The following is a 23667-nucleotide window of genomic DNA, read 5'->3' on the forward strand; positions in this document are numbered from 1 at the left end:
CAGAACGAACAGACGCAACCCGTACGACCCATGGGAGCGGTGGGCAGAAGCGATCCGGCCTCTGCCCACCGCTCCCGCGACTCAACCGGCCAGGGTCAGGACGCTCTGGTTGCCGCGCAGGACGTAGACCAGAATGCCGGATTCGGCCAGCACGGCGGCGCGGCGTTCCAGGTCCCGCACGGCGTCCGGCAGGCCCGCCCACTGCCGCCGGGCCTGCTCGCCGGGCTCGAGGTAGAAGCCCTCGGGCAGCGCGACGATGCTGACGCGGCTGGCGGTGGCGCGGGCGTGCAGCGCCTGGGTGGTCAGGTCGGCGCTGGGCCGGGCGGTCAGGATGATCAGGTTCCCCCCGGCGCGCGTGACCGGCAGCCGGGGCGGTGCCGGGTCGGGTTCCAGCCGGGCCAGCAGGTGCAGCGCGGCGTGCAGGGCGTCCGCGGCGCGCCCGGCGGGCGTGACCTGCCCCGCGGCGGCGGCCGCGACCGGGAGGCCCAGCGTCTGGCCCTCGCGCAGGAGGCTGGCGGCCAGGCGGGCGGCGCTGTCCACGAAGGTGCTGCCCCCGGCGCTGGCGTCCACGAAGACCGTGAGGCTGCTGGCGGCGGTGCGTTCGGGTTCCCGCACGACCAGTTCGCCCCGGCGGGCACTGAGGCGCCAGTGGATGCGGCCCGGCGCGTCCCCGGTGACGTACTCGCGGGCGCTGCGCAGGCTGAGCGGATCGTCCAGGCCCAGCTGGCGCGACAGGGTCCCCTCCGAGAGCAGTGGGCGCAGCAGGTCCGGCAGGAGCAGGCCGTGCGTGCCGGGGTACACGGTGACGGCCGTGGTGGCGGGCAGGGTGGTCTGCTGCCAGAACAGCCCCAGCGGGTCCGCCCAGGCGAGGTCCAGGCCCGGCCACCCGAAGTGGCCCCGGCGGTTCAGGCGCAGGGTGGTCGTGAAGGTCTGGGTGGTCTGCCCGAGGTGCAGCGCGGCGGCGGTCAGTTCATGGCCGGGCACCACGCCGCGCGGGGTGGGGTCGCTGAGCGTGACGCGCAGGGGGCGGCGCGACCGGACCGTGACGGTGACGGTCAGGGGCAGCCCGCCGCCCTCGAAGCCGCTGCCCGGGACCTCCCGCGTGACGGTCACGTGCGGCGGGCGGCGCGACAGGACCCACAGGCCGCCCGTCACCGCGGCGATCAGGGCCAGCCACAGCAGCGCCGCCGTCATGCGTGTGCGGCGTCCTCGACCGGCACCGGCTGGGCGCGCAGGACCTCGCCGACGATGCCTTCGGCACTCTGACCCTGGAGGCGCGCCTCGATGCGCAGGCTCAGGCGGTGGGCCAGCACGCCCGGTGCGGCGCGCTGCACGTCGTCCGGCGTGACGAACGAGCGTCCCGCGAGCCACGCGAGCGCCTGCGCCGTGCCCTGCAGGCCCAGGCTGGCGCGCGGCCCGCCGCCCAGCGTGACCAGGGGGTGCGTCCGCGTGGCGGCGCTCAGGCCCGCGACGTACGCCCGCACGGGCTCCGACACGAACACGCGCCGCACGGCCTCCTGCGCGTCCAGCAGCGCCGCCGGGGTCGTCACGGCCCGCAGCGCGCCGATGGGATGTTCGCCCTGCAGGCGGCCCAGCATCCGCACCTCCTCCTCCGGCGTGGGGTACCCCACCGAGAGTTTCAGCAGGAAGCGGTCCAGCTGCGCTTCGGGCAGGCGGTAGGTGCCCTCGTGCTCGACGGGGTTCTGCGTGGCGATCACCACGAACGGCGCGGGCAGCGGGTGGGTCACGCCGGACTCCGTGACCTGCCCCTCGGCCATGGCCTCCAGCAGCGCGGACTGCGTCTTGGGCGTGGCGCGGTTGATCTCGTCGGCCAGGAGTACCCCGGTGAAGATCGGGCCCGGCACGAAGCGGAACTCGTGGGTGTCCGGGCGGTACACGCTCACGCCGGTCACGTCGCCCGGCAGCAGGTCCGGCGTGAACTGCACGCGCCGGAAGTCCAGCCCCAGGCTGACGGCCAGCGCGCGCGCCAGCATGGTCTTCCCGGTGCCCGGGGCGTCCTCCAGCAGGACGTGCCCGCCGGCCAGGACGCCCGCCAGCGCGAGCCGCGTGACGTCCTCCTTGCCGACCAGGACCTGGGCGACGTTGTCGAGAATCGAGCGGGCGAAGGCCGGCGTGGGTGCAGTGTGGGTCATGACAGGTCCTTGTGATCGGCGGAATCTAGGGGTGGGAGGGTCGGGATGATCTGGAGGACGGCGTGGGAGGCCTGCTCGGCCTGCCCGGCCTGCTCGTCGGTCAGCTGGCCGCCGTAGCGGACGGGTTCGTACAGGGCGGTCAGGGTCCCCAGCGGGTCCGCCAGCGGTGGGTGGTGCGCGCCGAGTCGCGCGGCGTACCCGGCGGGCGTCTCGTGCGCGGCGCGGCCCAGACCGGCCTCCGACAGGGCCGCCAGCGCCCCCCGGTACGCGGCGCGCACCCGGTGCAGCGGGGCAGGCGGGACAGAGGTGGTGGGCCGGTCGTCACGGGCCGGGGTGACCGTCACGGGCGCAGCGGTGCGGCGGCGGTTCGCCAGCAACACGGCGGCCACGATCAGCAGGGCCGCCAGTGCCAGGAGCTGCGCCAGCGGACCAAGCCAGGTCACGCTGATGACCTGCGAGGCCGGTCCGGCGGTGGCCTCGGCCATGCGGGCCGCCTCGTCCGGGGGTGGCGCCGCGCCCGAATCGGCCGGACTGGGGGCTCGCCCCCCCAGGTTCAGCAGGATGGCCGACACGACCCACAGCAGGCCCGTCAGGACCAGCCCGGCCACCATGAGGACCTCGGACGGGTGAGGCGGGCGGCCCGCGCGGCGGCGCAGCTGGGGCACACCTGCCGCCGCCAGCAGGCCCATCAGGCCCGCGCCCAGCGCCAGCTCCGGCGGAAGCAGCGGCACGCCCACATCGAGCTGCACGCCGAGCCAGCTGGTCCCGGTACCGAAACTGGAGGGCGCAGAGGGGACCGCTGGTGCGGGCGTCTGCTGCGCGGTGTCCGGCCGGACGGCGGACGTGAGCGGCGGCGTAAACGCCCCAGCGATGTCCGGGCGGGGCATGGGCAGCAGGGTGCCGAGCAACGCGGCGACCACGGCGCCGCCCGCCACCCAGGTCCACCAGCCGGGAGCGGTCTGGGCTGCGTGGCGGGCGTCCCGCGCGGGCCGGGCCAGGGCGCCCCCGGCCAGCGCCAGGATCAGCCCCGGCTGCGGCGCGAGCAGGCCCGGCAGCAGCGCCAGCAGGCCCCGGCGCCGCCCGTCCTCCAGGGCGTGCGCCCCGGCACCCAGGGCGAACCCGGACAGGCTGAGCAGCAGGTACGTCCCGGCCAGGACCAGCAACTGCCGGGGCTGCGCGAGCGCGGCGGGCACCTGCGCCGCCACGCTCAGCCCGATGATCAGCTGCGTGCCGAGCACGCGGGCCTGCGCCCACACGGGAAAGCGGACGCCCAGCGCGAACAGGCCGCACAGGAGTGCCACGCCCCACAGCGGCAGCAGACCCGCGAGGCCCAGGGGCAGCAGCGCCAGGCCGTACGCGGTCAGAGGTGGGCCGGTGCGGGGCGCGGCGAGGTCGTCCGGCACCGGGGAGGTCAGGTCGGTCATGGTTGCCGGAGAATACGCGCGCGGCGGCGCCGAAGTTGCCTCACGTCACCGCGGGCCGACAGGGGCGCCGCCCCGATCCGGTGTGGATGCGGGGCGGCGCAGGGGACGGACTTCAGTCGAGGAAGTCGCGGAGTTTGCGCGTGCGGCTCTCGTGGTACTTGAGTTTGCGCAGCGCCTTGTTCTCGATCTGGCGGATGCGTTCACGGGTGACGCTGAAGCGTTGCCCGACCTCCTCCAGGGTGTGCTCGCGGCCGTCCACGAGGCCCTTACGGAACTTCAGGACCATCGCTTCACGCTCGGTGAGTTTCGAGAGGGCCTTTTCCAGTTCCTCGCTCAGGAGGGTCTTGGCGGCGTTCTCGACGGGGCTGTCGAGGTTCTCGTCGGGAATGAAGTCGCCGTAGAAGGAGTCCTTCTCGTCCCCGATGGGCGTTTCGAGCGAGACGGGTTCCTGGCTGACCTTCTGCACTTCCTCCACCTTCGCGGCGTCCCAGCCGGGACCCATGGCCTCGGCGATCTCCTCGTAGGTGGCCTCGCGGGACAGTTCCTGCTGGAGCTGGCGGGCGGTGCGGGTCAGTTTGTTGATCGTCTCGACCATGTGCACCGGGATGCGGATGGTGCGGGCCTGGTCGGCGATGGCGCGGTTGATGGCCTGCCGGATCCACCACGTGGCGTACGTGCTGAATTTGTAGCGGCGGCGGTACTCGAACTTCTCGACCGCGCGGATCAGACCCTGGTTGCCTTCCTGGATCAGGTCCAGGAAGCCCAGGCCGCGCCCGGTGTACTTCTTGGCGATGCTGACGACCAGTCGGAGGTTCGCCTCGATCAGGCCCTGGCGGGCGGCGGCGCCGTCCTCGGTCTGGCGCATCAGGCGGCGGCGGGCGCGGTCCTCGAGTTCGAGATCCTCCTCGAGCACCTTGCGGGCCTCCTCGCCTTCCTCGATGCGACGTGCCAGCGCGATTTCCTCTTCGAGGGTCAGCAGGGGCACGCGGCCGATCTCGTGCAGGTACTGGCGGACCGGGTCGTTGGACACGGCGCGGGGCATGTCGTCGAAGTATTTCTCCTCGTCGTCGTCCTGCGCGGCGGCCGGGCCGTCCTCGGCGGCTTCTTCCTCGGTGTCGTCCTCGTCCTCGTCGAGGTCCTGCACCTCGATGTTCTGCCCGGCGAGGTACAGCTGCATGTCCTCGAAGGCGTCGGGGCTCTCGGGGTCCAGGCCGTTGGCTTCCAGGGCGCTGGCCAGCGCGGTGGCGATGTCCTCGCTGGAGAGCACCCCGGCGGCGCGTCCGGCCTTCAGGAGTTCCTGAATGCTGGCGTGCGCGTAGTAGGGCTTCTCGGGCTGGCCGCCCTTGACGGGCGCGGCGGCGGGCTTGGCGGCCGGTTTCGCGGCGCGCGCAGTGGGCTTGGCGGCCTTGGCGGGCTTTTCAGGCGCAGCGGCGGCGGCGTCCGCCTTCTTGGCAGCGGGCTTCTTCGCGGGCTTTTCGGGCGCGTCGGCCTTGGCCACCTTGGGGGCGGCCTTCTTCGCGGGGGCCTTCTTGGGCGCCTCGACCGTCTCGGCGGCCACGACGGGCGCGGCCGCTTCGGGTGCAGGCTGTGCCAGTTCGGGCGCGTCGGCCTTGGGCGCGGCCTTCTTCGCGGCGGGCTTGGCGGGCATGGGGCTGGTGGCGGTCGTGACGGGTTTGGGCGTCGTGCCGGGGGCCACCCGGGCGCGGGCGCGCGCGGCGGCCTTGGGTTCGCCGCTCTCGGCGTCGATCTTCTTGCGGGTGCGGACGGTCGTGGAATCTGCCATGCGGCCTCCTGGGGTGGGGTCGGGGCGAATGCTGGTGGGTTGGGGGGTGTCCGGGCGGCGGGCCGTGTGCCGGGCGCCGGGCACCTGAACGCGTCAGTCTAGCAAACGCGCCCAGGACCGCATCGTGACGGGATCATGACGTGGGAGGGGGGAGCTGGTGGGGAACGCCGGGCCAACAGGTGAGATACGAGGCTGGCCGCCCACTGGTTCCCACCCCCGGACGGGGGGCAGGCGCGAGGTGGGGTCAGGCGCGGGTGACGGTCAGGACCTTGAAGCCCGCCTCGCGCAGGGTCTCGCGGACCTCGCCCAGGGCGCGCAGGTCAGACTCGTAGGGCAGGAAGTCGTTGGCGACGAGGTGCAGCGTCCCGCCGGGGCGCAGGCGGCGCCCGGCGGCGGCGATGAATTCCCGCGCGACGTCCAGCACCACGCCGCGCCCCACGTGGAAGGGCGGGTTGGTGAGGATCACGTCGAAGGTCGCCCCCGGGTCCAGGGCGGCGTCCACATCCGAGTGGACGGCCGCGCCGGTCAGGCCGCTGGCGGCCAGGGTGGCCTGGGCGCTGCGGACGCTGGGCAGGTCGCCGTCCACCAGGGTCACGGTCGCGCCGCGCCGCGCGGCCCACGCGCCGATCAGGCCGGTGCCGCAGCCCAGGTCCAGCACGTCCTTCCCGCTCAGCGCGCTGCCGTCCGGGTCGAGGCGTTCCAGGGCGCCCAGCATCAGCGCGGTGGCCTTGTCGGGTTTCGCGGCGCTGAACACGCCCGGCAGGCCCACGACCGTCACGCCGAAGGCCTCGAAGCCCTCGGGGTCCGGGAGGGCCGGGGTGGGACCGGGGCGGCGGATGAGTTTCGCCACGCGCATCCCACCGTCACGCGCCACGACCTCGCCCGCGCCGAAGGCGTTCCCGGCCAGGCGCACGTACCGGTCGAAGCCCTTGTCACGGTCCCCGGCGATGTACAGCGTCCCGCCGGGCGGCGTGCAGGCGTGCGCCCAGGCGACCTGCGCGGCGGCGTACGCGTTCCCACGGTCCCCGGCCAGCACCAGCGCCACGGTCCGGGCGCGGTCCGGCCAGCGCTCCAGCAGGGACTCGCCGGGCACCGCCGCGTGCGCGTCCAGGCCACCCGCCGCCAGGGCGCTCAGCGCGGCGGCGCTGCCCTCCACGGCGCGCAGCGTCACGCCCGGCAGGCTGCCCAGCAGGCCGCCCATGGCACTCAGGTCCAGCACGTCGCCGCGCACGCGGTCCTTGCGCATCACGCCCGCCAGCAGCGCCTGCGCGGCGTCCACGTCCGGGTAGCCACGCACGCCACTCTTCGTGAGGGCCTTCAGGGAATCCAGGCGGGGCGGGAGGTTCGCGGGTCGGACCTCGAAGTAGTTCACGGGGGGCCGCGCCTCCGGGCGGCTCCCGGTCGGGGCGGCCGGGCGCTCGGAGGCGGGTCGGTCAGAGGCGGGGCGGTCGTTCTTGAATCGGATTTTCTGCTTGGGCCTGCGCGTCACCCCCACAGAGTCGCACACCGGGACGCCATTCAGGCGACGCGTCCCCCGAGCGGCCCACCGCGACCCGGCGCCCGCTGCCCGTCCGGCGACCGGGAAACGCGGCCCCCACGTCTTCGCAGGGACCGCGCGTGTCCGGCGTTATGCGGATTCCGTTTGTTTCGTTGACAGCTCGGAACACCACCGATCTGTCAACTCCACGCCCGGAACCCGTTTCGCTCCTTCTCGCATCCGCTCGGGTTGAAAGGTTTTGCAAACCTTTCAACCGGAGGTCGTCTTACTTCAGCGGGTCGGGGTTCACTTCACGACGATGTTGATGATGCGGCCGGGCACGTAGATCTCCTTGACGATCTGCTTGCCCTCGATGAAGCGGGCCACGTCGGCGTTGTCCTTCGCGGCGGCCATCGCCTCGTCCTGCGTGGCCGCCTTGCTGATCGTGACCTGCCCGCGCACCTTGCCGCTGACCTGCACGCCCATGGTGACGGTGTCACGGGTCGCGGCGGCCTCGTCCACGGCGGGCCACGCGGCGGTGTGCACACTGCCGTCCTGCCCGCGCGCCGCCCAGATCTCCTCGGCGATGTGCGGCACCACGGGGGCCAGCAGGCGGTTGAAGATGTCCAGCGCCTCGTCCCAGGCGGGCGTACCGAACACGGGGGCGCGCTTGGCCTTCACCAGGGTGTTCGTCAGTTCCATCAGCGACGCGACGATGGTGTTGAAGCTCAGGCGTTCGAAGTCCCCGGTGACCTTCTTCAGGGTGCTGTGAACCGCGAAGCGCAGGTCCGCTTCACTGACGGTCTCGGCGGGGCCGGTGACCTTGTCGTCGGTGAACAGCGTCCAGACGCGGCTCAGCCACTTGGCGGGGCCGTTGATGCCCTGCGGGTCCCACGGGCCGCCCAGTTCCCACGGCGCGATGAACATCAGGTACGTGCGGACCGTGTCCGCGCCGTACTCGCGCACCAGGTCGTCGGGGTCGACGACGTTGCCGCGCGACTTGCTCATCTTCTCGCCGTCCTCGCCCAGGATCATGCCCTGGTTGCGCAGGTGCGCGAAGGGTTCGCTGTGCTTGGTCAGGCCCATGTCACGCATGACCTTCACCCAGAAGCGCGAGTACAGCAGGTGCAGGATCGCGTGCTCAATGCCGCCCGTGTACAGGTCCACCGGCATCATGGGATCCTTCGCGGGGTCGAAGGGACCCTCGTGGTAGTCGGGGCTCAGGTAGCGGTACATGTACCAGGACGAATCCACGAAGGTGTCCATGGTGTCCGTGTCACGCTCGGCGGGACCGCCGCAGACGGGGCAGGTGGTCTTCAGCCACTCGGTGTCCAGCTTCAGGGGGCTTTGGCCGGTGGGCGTGAACTCCACGTTCTCCGGCAGGCGCACCGGCAGCTGGTCCTCGGGGACGGGCTGCGCGCCGTGCTCGGGGCAGTGCACGAACGGAATCGGGGTGCCCCAGTAGCGCTGGCGGGCGAACAGCCAGTCGCGCAGGCGGTACGTGGTCTTCGCCTTCGCGATCCCGCGCACCTCCAGCTTCTCCACGATCCCGGCGATACTGGCCTTCCCGCCGGGCAGCCCGTCGAACTCGCCGCTGTTCACGATGACGCCCTCGCCGGTGTAGGGCTCGGCCGCGTCCTCGGCCATCGGCTCGGCACCCTCGGCGCGGATGACCTCCACGACGTCCAGGCCGAACTTGCGCGCGAACGCGAAGTCACGGTCGTCGTGCGCGGGCACCGCCATGATTGACCCGGTGCCGTACGTGACCAGCACGTAGTCCGCCACCCAGATCGGCAGTTGATGCCCGGTGATGGGGTGCGTGGCATAGCTGCCGGTGAACACGCCGGTCTTCTCGCCCTCCTGCTGGCGTTCCACGTCCGTCTTGCGGCCCGCTGCCGCCACGTACGCCTCGACCTCCGCGCGCTGCTCGTCGGTAGTCAGGTCCGCCACCTTGGCGTGCTCGGGGGCCAGCACCATGAACGTCGCGCCCATCAGCGTGTCCGGACGGGTCGTGAACACCGTCTCCGGCCCGGCCGGCGTGTCGAAGGTCACCTCCGCACCCACCGACTTGCCGATCCAGTTCGTCTGCATCAGGCGGACCTTCTCGGGCATGTCCGTGTCGCTGAAGTCCAGCAGCTCGTCGGCGTAGTCCGTGATCTTCATGTACCACTGACTCAGGTTGCGTTTCTCCACGGCCGTGCCGCAGCGTTCGCAGTGGCCGTTCACGACCTGCTCGTTCGCCAGCACCGTCTGGTCCTTCGGGCACCAGTTCACCAGCCCGCCCTTCTTGTACGCCAGGCCGCGCTTGTAGAACTCGATGAAGAACCACTGGTTCCAGCGGTAGTACTCCGGGTCGCACGTGGCGAACTGGCGGCTCCAGTCGATCATGGTGCCCATCGCCTGGAACTGCCCGGTCATCCGCTCGATGTTCGCGTACGTCCACGTCGCCGGGTTCGTCTTGTTCTTGATGGCGGCGTTCTCGGCGGGCAGGCCGAACGCGTCGAAGCCCATCGGGAACAGCACGTTGTACCCGCGCATCCGCAGCCAGCGCGCCCGGGCGTCGGGCGCGACGTTCGCGTACCAGTGCCCGATGTGCAGGTTCCCGCTGGGGTACGGGAACATCGTCAGGGCGTAGAACTTCTCGCCCGGCGCGTCCTCGTCGAACTTGTACAGGCCGCTCTGCTCCCAGGCGGACTGCCATTTCTTCTCGATGGCGTGCGGGTTGTACCGCTCCATGCGCGGCTCGGGAATGTTGATCGGGTGCTCGTTGTTCATCTGGACTCCTTCGGGGGTTGAAAGCTGAAAGTTGATGGTTGATGGAAACCGTTGCGTCTGCCAGTGCTGAGGCTGGTCTATCAACCACCGACCATCCACCATCAAAAAAAACGCCCCGGCAGCCAGCCGGGGACGCTCGAACGGACTTATGCAGTCAGTTGAGGCGTCCCCGGTTGGTAAGCGCAGAGCGGATCATGCCTGGAAGTGTAGCGCAGAACCTGCGCGGCCCGCCATCCGCCATCTGAGCAGCGCCGGAACGGGGGCGTTGCTAGCCTGCGCAGATGGATTCGCAGGTGACGTATCTGGAACTCAGTGAGGGGCGTGAACACAAATTCTACGAGGTGACTGTGGCGGGAGCCATCCTCACGATTCGCTACGGCCGGATCGGGACCGAAGGGCAGTCGAAGACGATCACCGCCGCTGCGCCAGCCGAAGCCACGCGAGAAGCGACAAAAAAACTGGCCGAGAAACGTCGCAAGGGCTACGCGGACGCCGTGCCGGGCCAGACGGCCAGGAAAGCCGTCGAGAAACCCCGGGTCAGATTGCACCGGACCCTGGAACCCTACCGGGCGCAGATCGAGGCGACGCTGAAGCCCGTCATGTTCCTGACGCTGCACGATTCGCAACCGGGGCCGATGGGCAGCATGGTCGGAGGCACACCCTACCGGCGGCAGGGGGAATCCTGGCCCGCCGCGCCGGACGGGACGCCCATGACGTTTCTTGCGCAACTGAATTTCGCGGAATTACCGAAGTTGCTGGGGTTTCCCACGTCCGGCCTCCTGCAATTCTTCATCGGCACGAACGACCTGTACGGCTGTGATTTCATGCGGCCCGGTCGGGCGAACCCCGCTGTGTACGAGGTGCGCTGGATTCCGCAGCCCGTCACTGATCTGTTCCTTCTGGACGATACGACCCCGGATCACGCCTGAGAGTATTCACCACTGCCGGCCGGACGCGGGATGGGCATCACGGGTGAGCTGGCCGAGCACCCGATGTCGGACAGGGACCGGCTGTTCACGCAGGCGATCGGGATTGATTTTCTCGACGAGGGGTCTTCTCCCGATGAGGATCTCTCGAAGGGCGAGTGGCTGGAGGAACGGTATGACGAGGCCACGCTGTTCGGGCATCAGGTGGGTGGGCATCCGACCTTCACGCAGGAGGATCCACGCCTGCCGGACGATCCGCGCGTCCTCCTGTTCCAGCTGGATTCGGACTGGCAGCGGGGCGTGATGTGGGGGGATTCGGGGATCGCCAACTTCTTCATTCACCCGGACGACCTGGCCCGGAGGGACTTCAGCCACGTGGCGTACAACTGGGACTGCTGCTGACAGCGGTTTTCAGTTCCATTGAAGGGCCAACAGCACGCCCTTCAATTCCACTTCCAACCGCTGCTGAGGACGGCTGCTCGCTTCGCTCTTTTCAGGGGTGCTGAGGAAACCCCTCAACACCCCTGAAAACCGCTGTGAGCACAACGTCTGGAGGCTGCCCCGACGATTCCGGGCAGCCTCCAGTCAGGGCAGCGGCACTGAAGCCGTCCCGGGTTACATCGCGGGAGGAATCTCGATGCCGATGAGTCCCAGGGTGTCTTCGAACGCGGTGCGGACGCGGGCGACGAGGGCCAGCCTCGCTTCCCGCAGCCCCTCGGGGCTGGCGAGGACGTTCGTGGCGGGTTTGCCCTGCTTGTCCTTGGCGTTGTACCAGGCGTTGAAGGACGTGGCGAGGTCCAGCGCGTACTGCGCGACGCCGTGCGGGGAGTGCGCGCGGACGGCCTGTTCGACGACCTCGGGAAGTTTCGCGACCTGCTTGGCGAGGATCAGGTCCACGTCGGGCAGGGCGTCCCAGGCGGCGCCGGTGCCGTCCACTGGGTGCCCGGCGTCCTGGGCTTTGCGGAGGATGTTCGCGGCGCGCACGGCGGCGTACTGGATGTACGGGGCGGTGTCGCCCTGGAGGCTGCTGGCTTTTTCCAGGTCGAAGTCGAAGGCGCGGCTGGGTTCGTTGCGCAGCATGGCGAAGCGCAAGGCGCCCACGCCGATGCGGCGGGCGATCTCCTGCGCGTCGGCCCGCGTGGCGAGGTCCGGGTTCTTCGCGCTGAGTTCCGCGAAGCCGCGCGCGGCGGCCTGTTCCAGTGCGCTGTCCACGGCCAGGGTGATGCCCTTGCGGCCGCTGATGGTCTGGCCGCCAAGGTTCACGAATTCGTAGCTGAGGTGGATGCTGCGCGCTTCCTTCTCGGTCTCCCCAGCGACGCCGAGGCTGCTGCGCACGAGCATCTGGGGGTGTTTCTGGCGGGAGTCGATGACGTTGATGACCTCGTGCGCGTGCCCGAAACGGGTGGCCTGGGCGCTGTCGCCGGTGGGGTCGCTGGTCCAGATGGTGTGCCCGGCGGGGTCGGTCATGAAGGGTTTGAAGGTCATGCCCTCGAACAGGCCGAACTTCCAGAACTGGAAGCCGATGTCCTTGGCGACGTACATGGCGGTGCCGTCACTGCGGCGCAGCACCACATTGGATTCCTCCAGGCCCGGCATGAACTCGCTGACGTCCATGATGAACGCGCCCGCGAACTTCCCTTCCGTGGGGTACGAGGTGTAGCGGCTGCCCTCCAGGATGTCCATGGCGCGGTTCAGGAAACCGCTGCCGACCACGTCGGACTCCCAGACGAGCAGGTCGTACGTGGCGCCGATGCGGAAGCAGGTGTCCAGCTGGGCCTTCACGGTCTGCTCGACCAGGGGGCGCAGCAGGCCTTCTTCGAGCTTGTGCATGACCTCGCGGATGCCCGCTTCCATGTCGGCCTTGGCGGGGTCGGCGTTCAACTGCACGTAGCCCTCGCCCAGCCAGTGGTCGTACTTCTGCTCGCCGTTCCACACGCGGCCGTAGTGGTCCATGGCGAACAGGCTCTCGGCGGCTTGCCGTCCGGTGTCGTCGATGTAGTTCTGCACCTCGACCTCGTACCCGGCGGCGCGGAAGATGCGCGCCATGCTGTCCCCGAGGACGACGTTGCGCAGGTGCCCCACGTGGAGTTCCTTGTTGGGGTTCACGCTGGTGTGCTCGATGACGACCTTGCCCTCCTGCGCGGGGAGGTTCAGGGGCGTCTGCACGACGCCGCGCACGAAGCCGCCGACATCCACGAAGAAGTTCAGGAATGGCCCGGCGGCCTCCACGCGCTCGATGCCGTCCGGCAGCTGCACGGTCTGCGCGAGCGTCTGCGCGACCTGCGCGGGGTTCTGCCCCAGCGCCTTGGCGATCTGGAACGCGGCGGGCGTGCCGTAATCGCCGGGTTTGTTCGCGGGCGTCTCCTGGATGGCGGCGTCCAGCGGGGCGCCCATCTGTGCGGCGGCGGCCTCCACGGCGGTCTTGAGTCGAGCCTTCAGGTCCATAACTGCCAAGTGTACGGGAAAGCGCCTGGGCGGACGACCCCGCCCGGGGCGGTTACCGGTTCAGAAGATGCGGGGGTTGGGGGGCGTGTCCAGGGTCATGTCGGGGGTTGTTTCGTCCGCCCAGACCTTCATGTGGGTCAGGCGGGCGCTGCCGAACGAGGTCGTGAAGGCCACGTCGGACGCGTCGCGGCCCTGCGCGATGATCAGCCGCCCGGCGCGGGGGCGGTTGTGCCGCGCGTCGAAGGTGCGCCACTGCCCGTCGATGAACGCCTCGAACCACGCGTGAAAGTCCATGGGGACCGGGTCGGGCGTGATGTCGATGTCGGGCAGGTACCCGCACACGTACCGGGCGGGGATGTTCAGGGCGCGGCAGAACGCGACGCCCATGTGCGCGAAGTCGCGGCACACGGCGCGGCCGCTGCCGAGCGCCTGGAAGGCGGTGGTGGCGCTGGTGGAGCCGTAGCCGTACGTGCAGGTGTCGTTCAGGTAGTCGCTGATGGCCTGCACCTGCGCCCAGCCGCCCTGGATGTGCCCGAAGCGTTCCCAGGCGTCGGCGCTCACGAGGTCGCTGTCCACGTAGCGGCTGGGGAGCAGGTACGTGATGGTCTCGTCGGGCAGGCCCTCGACGGGCGTCTTGGGCAGGTCGGGGTGGGCGGGGTCAGGGTTGCGGGTGGTCTCGGCGATCAGATCGTGCCCGATGGTGAACGTGCCGGGCTGCGCGACCGTGCGCCAGACGGTGTTGCCGTGCGTGTCGGTGTACGTGTGGATGCCCTGCGCGGCGCCCAGCGGGCGCTGGGCGAGGAGGCGCTGGCGGGTGCCGGTGGGTTCCAGCCGGTCACGGGGCTGCACGACGAACAGCATGGGGGTGGGGTAGGGCACGTCGAAGGTCAGTTGGAAGCCCGCGCGGATGAAGACTGGTCGCTCGAAGCCGGGGGTGGGGTGGGTGTGGTCGGGGGCAGCGTCGGGCTGGGCCATATCCCTCAGTGTGAGGCGCGGTGGGGGCGGCGTGGGTGTGAGGGCACGCACCCCGGGCGTTCATGTTCCGCCCGCGGGGTACAGGCGGGCGGTACGCTGCGCCCCATGAACCGTCTGGGACAGGAGAGCAGCCCGTACCTTCGTCAGCATGCGGACAACCCGGTGGCGTGGTGGCCGTGGGGCGAGGAGGCATTCCGGGAGGCGCGCGAGCGGGACGTGCCGGTGCTGCTGTCGGTGGGGTACTCGACGTGCCACTGGTGTCATGTGATGGCGCACGAGAGTTTCGAGGACGAGGCGACGGCCGGGTACATGAACGCGCACTTCGTGAACGTGAAGGTGGACCGCGAGGAGCGGCCGGACGTGGACGCGGTGTACATGGCGGCCACGCAGGCCCTGACCGGGCAGGGTGGCTGGCCGATGACGGTGTTCCTGACGCCGGACGGCGCGCCGTTCTACGCCGGGACGTACTTCCCCCCGCGCGACGGACACGGCCTGCCGAGTTTCACGCGGGTGATGGCCAGCGTGGAGCGCGCGTGGCGTGAGGAGCGCCCGAAGCTGCTGGGGAACGCCGAGGCCCTGACCGAGCATGTCCGCGAGGCCAGCCGTCCGCGCGTGGCGGAGGGTGAAGTGGACGCCGGGCTGCTGGAGCGGGCGGTGGGGAACCTGCGGCGGGTGTTCGACGAGGCGCTGGGCGGCTTTGGCGGCGCACCGAAGTTCCCGGCCCCGACGACGCTGGATTTCCTGCTGACGCAGCCCACGGGCCGCCTGATGGCGCTGCACACGCTGCGGCGCATGCTGGCGGGCGGGCTGCACGATCAGCTGGGCGGCGGGTTCCACCGCTACAGCGTGGACGAGGCGTGGCGGGTGCCGCACTTCGAGAAGATGCTGTACGACAACGCCCAGCTGACCCGCACGCTGCTGCGCGCCTACCAGCTCAGCGGGGATCCGGCGTTCGCGCAGGCGGCGCGCGGGACGCTGGAGTACCTGCGCCGCGAGATGCTCGCCCCGGACGGCGGGTTTTACTCCGCGCAGGACGCGGACACGGGGGGTGTGGAGGGCCTGACCTTCACCTGGACGCCCGCCGAGGTCAGGGCCGTGCTGGGCGACGCGGACGGCGAGCTGCTGTGCCGTCACCTGGGCATCGCGGAGCCCGGCAACTTCCTTGACCCGCACCGGCCCGAGGTGGGGCGCCGCAGCGTGCCGTTCGTGGCGCTGCCCGTCCCGGATCTGGCGCTGGACCTCCGGCAGACGGAAGGTGAGGTCGCGGCGCACCTGGACGCCCTGAAGGCCCGCCTCCTCGCGGCCCGCGCGCAGAGGCCGCAGCCGGGCACGGACGACAAGGTGCTCACCTCGTGGAACGGGCTGGCGCTGGCGGCGTTCGCGGACGCGGCCCGCATCCTCCGTGAGCCCGAGTATCTGGAGGTCGCGCGCCGGAACGCGGCGTTCATCGAGGATCACCTCGCCCTGCCGGACGGCACGCTGCGCCACACCTGGGGGGGCGGGCAGGCGCGGGTGGAGGGCCTGATGGAAGACCACGCGCTGTACGCCCTGGGGCTGGTGGCGCTGTTCCAGGCGGGCGGCGACCTGACGCACCTGCACCGCGCGCGCGAGTTGTGGGGGGTGGTGCGCCGCGACTTCTGGAACGAGGAGGCGGGCGTGTTCATGGCGTCCGGAGGCCGCGCCGAGCCGCTGCTGGCGCGGCAGGCTCCGGGTTTCGACAGCGCCGTGCTGTCCGAGAACGCGGCAGGGGCGCTGCTGGCACTGTGGATGCACCGCTACTTCGCGGACGAGGCGGCGGAGGGCATGGCGCGCCGCACCGTGAACGCCTTCCGGAGCGACATGCTGGCTGCCGCGGGCGGATTCGGTGGGCTGTGGCTGGCCGCCGCGTTCCTCCACGCCCCCCACACCGAGGTCGCCATCGTCGGCACCCCTGGGGAGCGTGCCCCGCTGGAGGCAGTGGCAGCAGACGTGTTCCTCCCCTTCGCCGTACTGGCCTTCACGGAGGCGGGTGGTGACCTGCCCGTCCTTCAGGACCGCCCCGGCGACGGGCGCGGGTACGTGTGCGTGCACCACACCTGCGACCTGCCCACCACCGACCCCGGCGTGTTCCGCGCGCAGCTGGACCGGGTGGCCAGTGGGGGCCGGTAGGCTCAGGGCAGCCGCGTCCAGGTCAGCTCCACTGAGCCACTTGCCGACTCCCGGCAGCTGAACGAGTACCGTCCCACGACCTCCCCCCGGTCCAGTAACGTGACGCGGAACCGTTCGGACTCTCCCCCACCGGACAGCAGCTCGAAGCGTTCCGTGTCGTATTCCACCTGTACGGACCGCCTCAGATTCAGCGACGCGGCGTCCTGGCAGGGCGTCCCAGCGTTGCTGCTCCCGACTGGGCCGCAGGCAGTCAGGGCAGGGATCAGCAGGACAGCCGCCCGGTTCACCCATCCATCATGTCCCCCACCATTCCATTTCGTGCATTGCGTTCAGTGTTGTCCCCGGAGTAGTTGCATGATTTTAGCCGTGTGAGCGTTACGCTCGGGGCATGAGCGCGCCCACTACTCCGGCCGCCAGCGCCGCGCCCGCCACACCCACCCCGCCCCCCACGCCCGCCGGGATGCTGCGGCTGTTCGTGGGTGTCGCGCTGGTCGGCATCGGCGGCGGCCTGCCTGCCCACACCCGCCGCGCCCTGAACGCCCGGGGCTGGATGACCGACGCGGAATTCGCCGAGGCCTACACGCTGGCGCAGCTCACGCCCGGCCCGAACGCCGTGAACCTCGCCGCCATGATCGGCGCGCGCCTGCTGGGCGGGGCCGGCGCGGCGCTGGCGGTCGTGGGCATCCTCACGCCCGGCCTGATCGCCATGCTGACCGTCACTGCCGTCACTCTCGGCCTGCCCGGCGGCCTGCCCAGTGGCGTACAGAGCGGCCTGCGGGGCGCGGCCTGCGCGGCGCTGGGCGTCATGCTGACCGCCGCCCTGCCTGTCCTGAAGGTCACAGCGGGCATCCGCTTCGGCCCCACGCTGGCCGTGATCACCTTCCTGCTGCTCGCCGTGCTGCGCGCTGACCTGCTCCTCGTCCTGGCGGGCACCGTGATCGTCGGCCTGATCCTCCACCGCCCCCGGAGCGGCGAATGAGACGGATTTCTGCCGCTCCATGGCCAGATCGGCACCCCACCGATCCGTCCAGTCCACTCCCGGCACCCGTCCTTCTCCCACGCGCATCCGCGCGGACCCGGCGGTTCTCGCCAACCACCGGGCCGGAGGCGAGATGACCGCCGATTCCCTCGACATCCTGCTCACGTTCGCGCGGCTGGGCCTCGTGAGTTTCGGCGGCGCGAACCTCCCCGAGATCGAACGCGTGCTGGTCGAACAGAAGGGCTGGATCACGCCGCAGCTCCTCGCGAACGGCTTCGCGCTGGGGCAGGTCATGCCCGGACCGAACATGCTGGCCATGACCCACTACGGCTTCGCGGCGGGCGGCTGGCTGGGCGCGTTTGCCGCCACCCTGGGCTTCTACGGCCCCACCGCGCTGCTCAGTGCCGCTACGATGACCGCGTGGCAACGCCTGAGCCGCTGGCGCTGGCTGCCCTCCCTGCGCAGCGCGCTGCTCCCCTTCGGCGCGGGCGTCCTGCTGGCGGGCGTGCTGGTGCTGGCGCGAGGTAGCATCCACAGCTGGACCGAGGCGCTGATCGCCGCCGCCTCGTTCGCACTGCTGTGGCGCACACGCGTCAACGCCGCGCTGATCGTCGTGGGCGCCGCCGTGCTGGGCGCCGTCCTCGGCCTGTAGAGGCTCGGGTAGACTGGCCGGATGCCGCGCCTCCCCCACGCCCCCCGGAGCCTCTCTTGAAACCCTGGGTCCACCTGGGCTCCGCGCCCGTGCCCGGCAGCCGTGACGAACTGCAGCTGTGGCAGCGCGACACCGAGTTCAGCATCCGCGTGCGCGCCGCGCCGTACGACCTGATGAACTCCCGCCAGCACGGCAGCGAGGAGGCCCTGGCCGATCTCGCCCTGGCAGGGCTGGGGGCCGCCGCGCCGCGCGTGCTGATCGGCGGGCTGGGTATGGGCTTCACCCTCGCCGCCGCGCTGCGCACCCTGCCCGGCGCGGCGCAGGTGACGGTGGCGGAACTCGTGCCGGAGGTCGTCACCTGGAACCACGGCCCGCTGGGCGAGGTGGCCGGGCATCCCCTGCGCGACCCGCGCGTGACCGTCGCAGTGGCCGACGTGGCGGAACTCATGCGCGCCCACCCCGCTGGCTTCGACGCGATCCTGCTGGACGTGGACAACGGCCCCGAGGGCATGACCCGCGCCGCGAACGACGCCCTGTACGGCCCGCGCGGCCTCGCCACCGCCCGCGCCGCCCTGCGCCCCGGCGGGGTGCTGGCCGTCTGGAGCGTCGAGCACGTCCCCCGCTTCACCGACGCCCTGACCCGCGCCGGATTCACCACCCAGGTCCATCACCCCCGCGCCCGCCACGGCAAAGGCGGCAAACACACCGTCTGGACGGGCCGAAAAGGCGGGTAGCGATTCGCGGGAACCGCGCCCCGCCTCCCCTCCTCACCCTCCGGTGAGGAACCGCGTCGTCTCGCGGAAGAGGAGGTCCACCTGCTCGAGGTTATCGAAGGTATGGCCGGCGCCGGGGATGGCGACGGCGTCGCAGCGCAGGGCCTGGGCGTAGCGGACGCCGTACTCGGGCGGGCATGTTTTGTCCTGGTCGCCGTGGAAGACGCGGGCCTCGCCGCCCCACGCGGCGGCGGCGTCCAGGGGGCGCAGGCGGGTGACTTCCTGGAGGAAGTCGCGGCCCAGCGGCCAGCCGCCATAATCGGTGATCGTGGCGGGCAGGAAGCCGCCGCGCAGGAAGGGCAGCCAGAGGTCCGGCAGGGCGGGGGCCCACAGGGCGAGGCGGTGGGGGCGGGCCTGCGCGGCGCTCTGGGCGGCGACGAGGCCGCCCATGCTGAAGCCGAGGAGCATGACGCGTTCCGGGTCAATTCCGGGCTGGCGGCGCACGTAGTCGAACGCGGCGAGGGTGTCCTCGACCTCGCGGGTGACGGTCATCTCGCTGAAGTCGCCGTGGCTCTCGCCGCTGCCGCGGAAGTCGAAGCGCAGGCTGGCGACGCCGCGCGCGGCGAGGTGCCGGGACAGCAGCGGGAAGAGGCGGTGGTCGCTGGTGCGGCTGCCGGTGAAGCCGTGCAGGAGGATCACACTGGGCCAGCCCTGCGCGGGGGCGTCCCCGGTGGGGCGGTGCAGCATGCCGTACACGCGCTGCCCGCCGACGCTGAACTGCGCGAATTCCTCGTTCAGGGCCTGTTCGTTGCTGCCTCGGGCGCGGTCGGTCATGCGCCGATGCTAGGGACAGACGGGGTGAGGATGCAATGCGCCCTTTGTTCACGGCGGGATTTAGGGCCGCCGTGGGAAGCCCTCAGCGGCCCTGAACCGGGCGGAGCAGAGGGTCAGGCCGGTCAGCTGGTGGTGTGGCCTCCGGTGTCTGGCCTCAGCGTTTGACCTTCACGAGTTCGGTGGTCACGCCGCTGTTCTCGCTGCGGATCATGCCGGTGCCGGGCGCGTACCAGACGCTGCTCTTGATGGTGGTGGTCTTGGGCGCGCTGCTGCCCGGGAGGGTCATGGTCATGGTGGAGGTGGTGTCGAGCCGCCACGCGGTGAACGTCCCGGCGGGCACCTTGACGGATTCGCGTTTCACGATCTTGTTGACGCTGGTGCTCTTGGCGGTGATGCCGCCGCCCATGTTGACATTCTGGTCACTTTTCCAGCTGTAGCCGGGCCGCCAGACGTTCAGGGGCGGCAGGAAGGCGCTGCTGGTCGTCGTGAGGTTGTCCTTGCCGCCGGTGGACATCGTGCCGGTCAGGCCCTTGGCGGTGCAGGCCCAGGTCATGCTGGTGGTGGTCCCGGCGACGGTGGTGGTGGAGGTGACGCTGTTGCTCCTGGCCGCGTTCGTGGTGGTGTAGGTGCTCGGGCTGGGGCCGGACATGCGGTAGGTGTAGACGCCGCTGGGGAACACGTCTTTCAGGGCGCAGGCGGCGTGCGCGGCGGGGCTGGCGAGAGCGGCGAGAGTGACGCTCAGGACGAGGCGGGGGGTGGGTGGGCGCATGGGGTGTCCTCCTGTGGGCCGGGGGCGTCGTGCCGCTCCCGCGTTGCTGGCGCTGTGCTTGTCGCCAGCGTAGCCGCCTGAAGATGTGAAGACAGGCCCATGCTCCTGGGATGAGCCTGCAGGCCGTTCATGGTGTTTTAAGGGCACCGGGGCCGGAACGCCCGGTCTCTCCTCTGCCCGTCACGCCCCTCAGGGCGTGAGGCGGTGGCGGTCGCGGGGGAACGCGCGGGCGTAGCGGACGTTGCTGATGCCCAGCAGTTTGGCGGTGAGGCGTTCGGCGCCGATGGCGAAGCCGCCGTGGGGGGGCATGCCGTACTTGAAGACCTCGGTATAGCCTTCCAGCGTCTCGGGCTTGAGTTTGTACGTGGCGATGGAGTCCATGAGCATGGCGTGGTCGTGGATGCGCTGACCGCCTGACGTGATCTCGATGCCGCGGAACAGCAGGTCGAAGCCGCGCGTGATCTCGCTGCTGGGCGTGCCGTCGGGGTTCGCGTCCGGGTGGGCATAGAAGGGGCGGGCAGCGCGGGGGTACTTCGTGACGAACACGAAGTCGCTGCCCTCGGTCTCCGCGTAGTGCTGGCACAGCAGGCGCTCGGCTTCCGGGTCGAGGTCCTTCCCGCCCACCGCGTGCCCGTACTTCTCGGTGACCAGCGCGCGGGCGTCCATGAGGGTGATGCGGGGGATGTGGGCGGGCACGTCGGGGATGGTCGCGCCGAGCAGGTCGAACTCGGCCTGCGCGGTGGTCTTCAGGCGGGTCATGATGGCGGCCAGGAGGCGGTTTTCGAGGCTCATGACGTCGTCCTCGTCCTCGATGAAGCCCATCTCGACGTCCAAGCTCAGGTACTCGTTGAGGTGGCGGCTGGTGGCGTGTTCCTCGGCGCGGTAGACGGGCGCGACCTCGAACACGCGCTCGAAGACGCCCACCATGATCTGCTTGTACAGCTGCGGGCTCTGCGCGAGGTAGGCGGGGTGCCCGAAGTAGTCGATGGGGAACAGGTTCGCGCCGCCCTCGGCGCCCGCGGAGACGATCTTGGGGGTGCTGATCTCGGTGAAGCCCTCAGTCATCAGGTGGTCGCGGAAGGCGGCGACGAGTTCCGCCTGGACTTTCAGCGCGGCGCGTTCCTTCAGGCCGCGCACGGTGACGACGCGGTAGTCGAGCATGGTTTCCGGGTTGACGTTCCATTCCATCTTGGGAATCTCGACCGGGGCGGGCTCCACGGCCGCCGAGATAACGCGGAAGTCCTCGACCTGCACCTCGAACCCGCCGGGGGCCTTGGGGTGCGCCTTGACCTTCCCGGTGACCTCCACGCTGCTCTCTGCCAGCGGCAGGGTCAGGCCGCTGCCGACGCACTGCGTGACGCCGCTCACGTCGCGCAGCACCAGGAATTGCACGCCGCCCAGGTCGCGCCGGGCGTGCACGAAGCCCTGGAGGCGCACGGTCTGACCGTCATGGTGGCTGAGGTCGCGGGTGAGGGTGCGGGGCAGGCGTTGCTGGGCCGGTTCGGTTGCTGGGGTGGTCATGCGGGCTCCTTGTTCATCGGTGTTCACTGAAAAGCCCCCGACTCCGGTGAGGGTGTCGGGGGCGCGGTATGCGGCGTGACGTCCCCTAGCAGGGATCATCATTCACGTTGTTGTTCGCCGCGATCATGCGGGGCAGTGTACGCGCGCCCGGCAGGGATGGTCAACGCGGGCGGCTAGGCAGGCGCGCGGGACACCGTGACTCACATTTACCGACCGACCAGACGGTATGCTTAATGTATGGCCCGTACCCGTCAGCCCGAACTCACCCGCGCCGCGCTGCTCGACGCCGCCCTGGCCGTCCTGCGTGACCACGGCGCCGCCCTGTCGCTGGACGCCGTCGCCCGCGCCGCCGGCGTCAGCAAGGGCGGCCTGCTGCACCACTACCCCACCCGCGACGCGCTGCTGCGGGCCCTGGGATTCGCGCTGATCGACGATTTCCGCCACAAGCTGGACGCGGCACACGCCGCCGAACTGGCCGCGCACGGCCCGGCGCGCGGCGCGTGGCTGCGCGCGTACATCACCCTGACCTTCACCCCCGACCAGGACGGCGAGGCGCTGCACGCGGCCCTCGCGCCGCTGGCCGGGCACCCGGCGCTGCTGGCCGGACTGAGTGAGGCGCAGGCGTTCCTGCTGACCGACGCCGAGGCAGACGGCGTGCCGCCCGGCACCGCGCACGCCATCCGGCTGGCCTGCGACGGCTACTGGATGGGTGACCTGACCGGCCTGCCACGCCTGAACGGCACGCAGGCGCAGGCCCTGCGGGAGACGCTCACCGCATGGACCCGCTGAACCCAGGGGACCAGCTGAGCCCCCCGGCCCACGGGTACGATCCGGGCCCCGGCTGGCAGCGGCGCTTCTGGAGCATCTTCGGCGGGCAGGCGCTGTCGCTGATCGGGTCGGCCATGACGCAGTTCGTGCTGCTGTGGTGGATCACCGACACGACCGGCAGCGCCGCCGCGCTGGGCGTGGCGGGCGTGGCGGCGCTGCTGCCGCAGGCGCTGCTGTCCCCGCTGGGCGGGATTCTCGCCGACCGCTACAGCCGCCGCGCGATCATGATCACGGCCGACGTGATCAGCGCCGCATGCATGCTCGTGCTGATCAGCCTGTTCGCCAGCGGCGGCGTGCAGCTGTGGCACGTGTACACCATGATGGCGGTGCGCAGCGCCATGCAGGCCGTCCAGACTCCGGCAGCGGGGGCGAGTACCGCCATGCTGGTGCCCGCCAGTTTCCTGCCGCGCGCGGCGGGCCTGAACCAGACCCTCCAGGGCATCATGACGGTGGCCGCCGCGCCCCTGGGCGCCCTGGCGATCAGTGTGCTGCCGCTGGGCGCGGCCCTGGGGATCGATGTGGTCACCGCGCTGCTGGGTATCGCGCCGCTGCTGCGCTACGCGGTGCCGCAACCCCGCGTGACCCGGCTGGCCGGGGCGGGCGTCCTCTCGGACTTCCGGGCGGGCGTGAACGTGGTGTGGCGCGACGCGGGCCTGCGCCGCCTGTACCTGCTGCTGGGCGCGGTGGTGCTGGCCGTCATGCCGACCTTCACGCTGACGCCACTGCTGGTCAAGACCCACTTCGGCGGAGGGGCGGGGCAAGTGGCCCTCATGGAGGGCCTGTCGGGGGTAGGCATGATCGCGGGCGGCGTGCTCGTCGCGGCCCTGAATCCACGCCGTCCGGTGGTGACGATCCTCCTGTCGTTCGCCGCCTCGTGCCTGACGGTGGCCCTGACGGCCCTGGCGCCCGGGGATGCGTTCTGGCTGGCGGTCGTGTGGTGGGTCGTGAGCGGCGTGACGTTCTCGTTCGGGAACGCACCCATGACGGCGCTGCTTCAGCGTGTCATCCCGAACGAGTTGCAGGGCCGCGCGCTGTCCCTGCTGAACATGGTCATAGGGCTGGCCGGGCCGGTGGGGCTGGCGCTGGCGGCCCCGCTGGGCGAATGGATCGGCGTGCGGGGCGTGTTCATGGTGGGCGGCGTCCTGAGCGGCGCGGCGGCTCTGGCGGGTTTCCTGTCCCCGGCCCTGCGCCGCCTGGACGCGCCGGTCGGTCCCCCATCCGGCGAGGCGTCCCGGGCCAGGTAGGTATGCGGGACGCTCAGCCGC

18 protein-coding genes and 1 pseudogene are annotated in these 23667 nt (G+C 71.0%); 7 read left to right on the top strand and 12 right to left on the bottom strand.

The genetic code is table 11. The features are described from left to right. Window positions 1-81: 81 nt before the first annotated feature. The 6 genes from SY84_RS02780 to leuS form a co-directional block, all read right to left on the bottom strand. Window positions 82-1194: a DUF58 domain-containing protein gene (locus SY84_RS02780; protein ID WP_046842728.1), complete on the bottom strand. Its 1113-nt coding sequence runs from the start codon at window positions 1192-1194 to the stop codon at window positions 82-84. Further along, window positions 1191-2153: an AAA family ATPase gene (locus SY84_RS02785; protein WP_046842729.1), complete on the bottom strand. Its 963-nt coding sequence runs from the start codon at window positions 2151-2153 to the stop codon at window positions 1191-1193. Before SY84_RS02785 ends, SY84_RS02780 begins: the two co-directional genes overlap by 4 nt. Beyond that, window positions 2150-3577, bottom strand: coding sequence for a DUF4129 domain-containing protein (locus tag SY84_RS02790; RefSeq protein WP_046842730.1), 1428 nt, complete (start codon window positions 3575-3577; stop codon window positions 2150-2152). The genes SY84_RS02785 and SY84_RS02790 overlap by 4 nt, the downstream gene beginning before the upstream one ends. 112 nt (window positions 3578-3689) lie before the next feature. Then, entirely contained in the window at window positions 3690-5360 is a 1671-nt protein-coding gene (gene rpoD, locus SY84_RS02795) for an RNA polymerase sigma factor RpoD (RefSeq protein WP_046842731.1), read from the bottom strand. A 244-nt stretch (window positions 5361-5604) separates the two neighbouring features. Next, on the bottom strand, window positions 5605-6849 hold the full coding sequence (locus tag SY84_RS02800) for a class I SAM-dependent methyltransferase (protein ID WP_046842732.1): 1245 nt from the start codon (window positions 6847-6849) through the stop codon (window positions 5605-5607). 294 nt (window positions 6850-7143) lie between these two features. Then, window positions 7144-9612 (bottom strand): leucine--tRNA ligase, encoded by a 2469-nt coding sequence (gene leuS / locus SY84_RS02805; protein ID WP_046842733.1) that lies wholly within the window; start codon window positions 9610-9612, stop codon window positions 7144-7146. A gap of 281 nt (window positions 9613-9893) precedes the next feature. Between leuS and SY84_RS16850 the strand changes: the two are divergent. Then, window positions 9894-10940: pseudogene (locus SY84_RS16850) on the top strand (DUF1963 domain-containing protein). A gap of 213 nt (window positions 10941-11153) precedes the next feature. On the opposite strand, the gene SY84_RS02815 reads toward SY84_RS16850, so the two are convergent. Both SY84_RS02815 and SY84_RS02820 read right to left on the bottom strand, forming a co-directional pair. After that, entirely contained in the window at window positions 11154-12983 is a 1830-nt protein-coding gene (locus SY84_RS02815; protein ID WP_046842734.1) for an arginine--tRNA ligase, read from the bottom strand. A gap of 60 nt (window positions 12984-13043) precedes the next feature. Continuing rightward, window positions 13044-13958 (bottom strand): transglutaminase-like domain-containing protein, encoded by a 915-nt coding sequence (locus SY84_RS02820; protein WP_046842735.1) that lies wholly within the window; start codon window positions 13956-13958, stop codon window positions 13044-13046. Between the two features lie 105 nt (window positions 13959-14063). On the opposite strand from SY84_RS02820, the gene SY84_RS02825 reads away from it, so the two are divergent. Beyond that, window positions 14064-16106, top strand: coding sequence for a thioredoxin domain-containing protein (locus SY84_RS02825; protein WP_046842736.1), 2043 nt, complete (start codon window positions 14064-14066; stop codon window positions 16104-16106). 2 nt (window positions 16107-16108) lie between these two features. Here SY84_RS02825 and SY84_RS16405 read toward each other — a convergent pair whose 3' ends face one another. Then, complete coding sequence (locus tag SY84_RS16405; protein ID WP_157882872.1) at window positions 16109-16273, bottom strand: hypothetical protein; 165 nt, start codon at window positions 16271-16273, stop codon at window positions 16109-16111. 221 nt (window positions 16274-16494) lie between these two features. Here SY84_RS16405 and SY84_RS02835 point away from each other — a divergent pair, with 221 nt between their 5' ends. From SY84_RS02835 to SY84_RS02845, 3 genes are all read left to right on the top strand, one after another. Next, complete coding sequence (locus tag SY84_RS02835; protein WP_046842738.1) at window positions 16495-17085, top strand: chromate transporter; 591 nt, start codon at window positions 16495-16497, stop codon at window positions 17083-17085. Window positions 17086-17218: 133 nt separating this feature from the next. Further along, the gene (locus SY84_RS02840) at window positions 17219-17737 is read left to right on the top strand and encodes a chromate transporter (protein WP_046842739.1); all 519 of its coding nucleotides are present in this window, start codon (window positions 17219-17221) and stop codon (window positions 17735-17737) included. A 56-nt stretch (window positions 17738-17793) separates the two neighbouring features. After that, window positions 17794-18471 carry a spermidine synthase gene (locus tag SY84_RS02845; protein WP_046842740.1) on the top strand — a complete coding sequence of 226 codons (678 nt, stop codon included), beginning with the start codon at window positions 17794-17796 and terminating at the stop codon, window positions 18469-18471. 33 nt (window positions 18472-18504) lie between these two features. Here the strand turns inward: SY84_RS02845 and SY84_RS02850 are convergent, their stop codons facing one another. From SY84_RS02850 to aspS, 3 genes are all read right to left on the bottom strand, one after another. After that, window positions 18505-19284 carry an alpha/beta hydrolase family protein gene (locus SY84_RS02850; protein WP_046842741.1) on the bottom strand — a complete coding sequence of 260 codons (780 nt, stop codon included), beginning with the start codon at window positions 19282-19284 and terminating at the stop codon, window positions 18505-18507. A gap of 154 nt (window positions 19285-19438) precedes the next feature. Beyond that, window positions 19439-20053, bottom strand: coding sequence for a hypothetical protein (locus SY84_RS02855; RefSeq protein WP_046842742.1), 615 nt, complete (start codon window positions 20051-20053; stop codon window positions 19439-19441). A 189-nt stretch (window positions 20054-20242) separates the two neighbouring features. After that, on the bottom strand, window positions 20243-21574 hold the full coding sequence (aspS, locus tag SY84_RS02860; RefSeq protein ID WP_046842743.1) for an aspartate--tRNA(Asn) ligase: 1332 nt from the start codon (window positions 21572-21574) through the stop codon (window positions 20243-20245). A 237-nt stretch (window positions 21575-21811) separates the two neighbouring features. Between aspS and SY84_RS02865 the strand changes: the two genes are divergently transcribed. Then, entirely contained in the window at window positions 21812-22363 is a 552-nt protein-coding gene (locus SY84_RS02865; RefSeq protein ID WP_046842744.1) for a TetR/AcrR family transcriptional regulator, read from the top strand. Next, entirely contained in the window at window positions 22351-23646 is a 1296-nt protein-coding gene (locus SY84_RS02870) for an MFS transporter (protein WP_046842745.1), read from the top strand. The genes SY84_RS02865 and SY84_RS02870 overlap by 13 nt, the downstream gene beginning before the upstream one ends. The last annotated feature ends 21 nt before the right edge of the window (window positions 23647-23667 follow it).

It is taken from the genome of Deinococcus soli (ex Cha et al. 2016) (genome assembly GCF_001007995.1).
GTDB classification, from domain to species: Bacteria; Deinococcota; Deinococci; order Deinococcales; family Deinococcaceae; genus Deinococcus; species Deinococcus soli.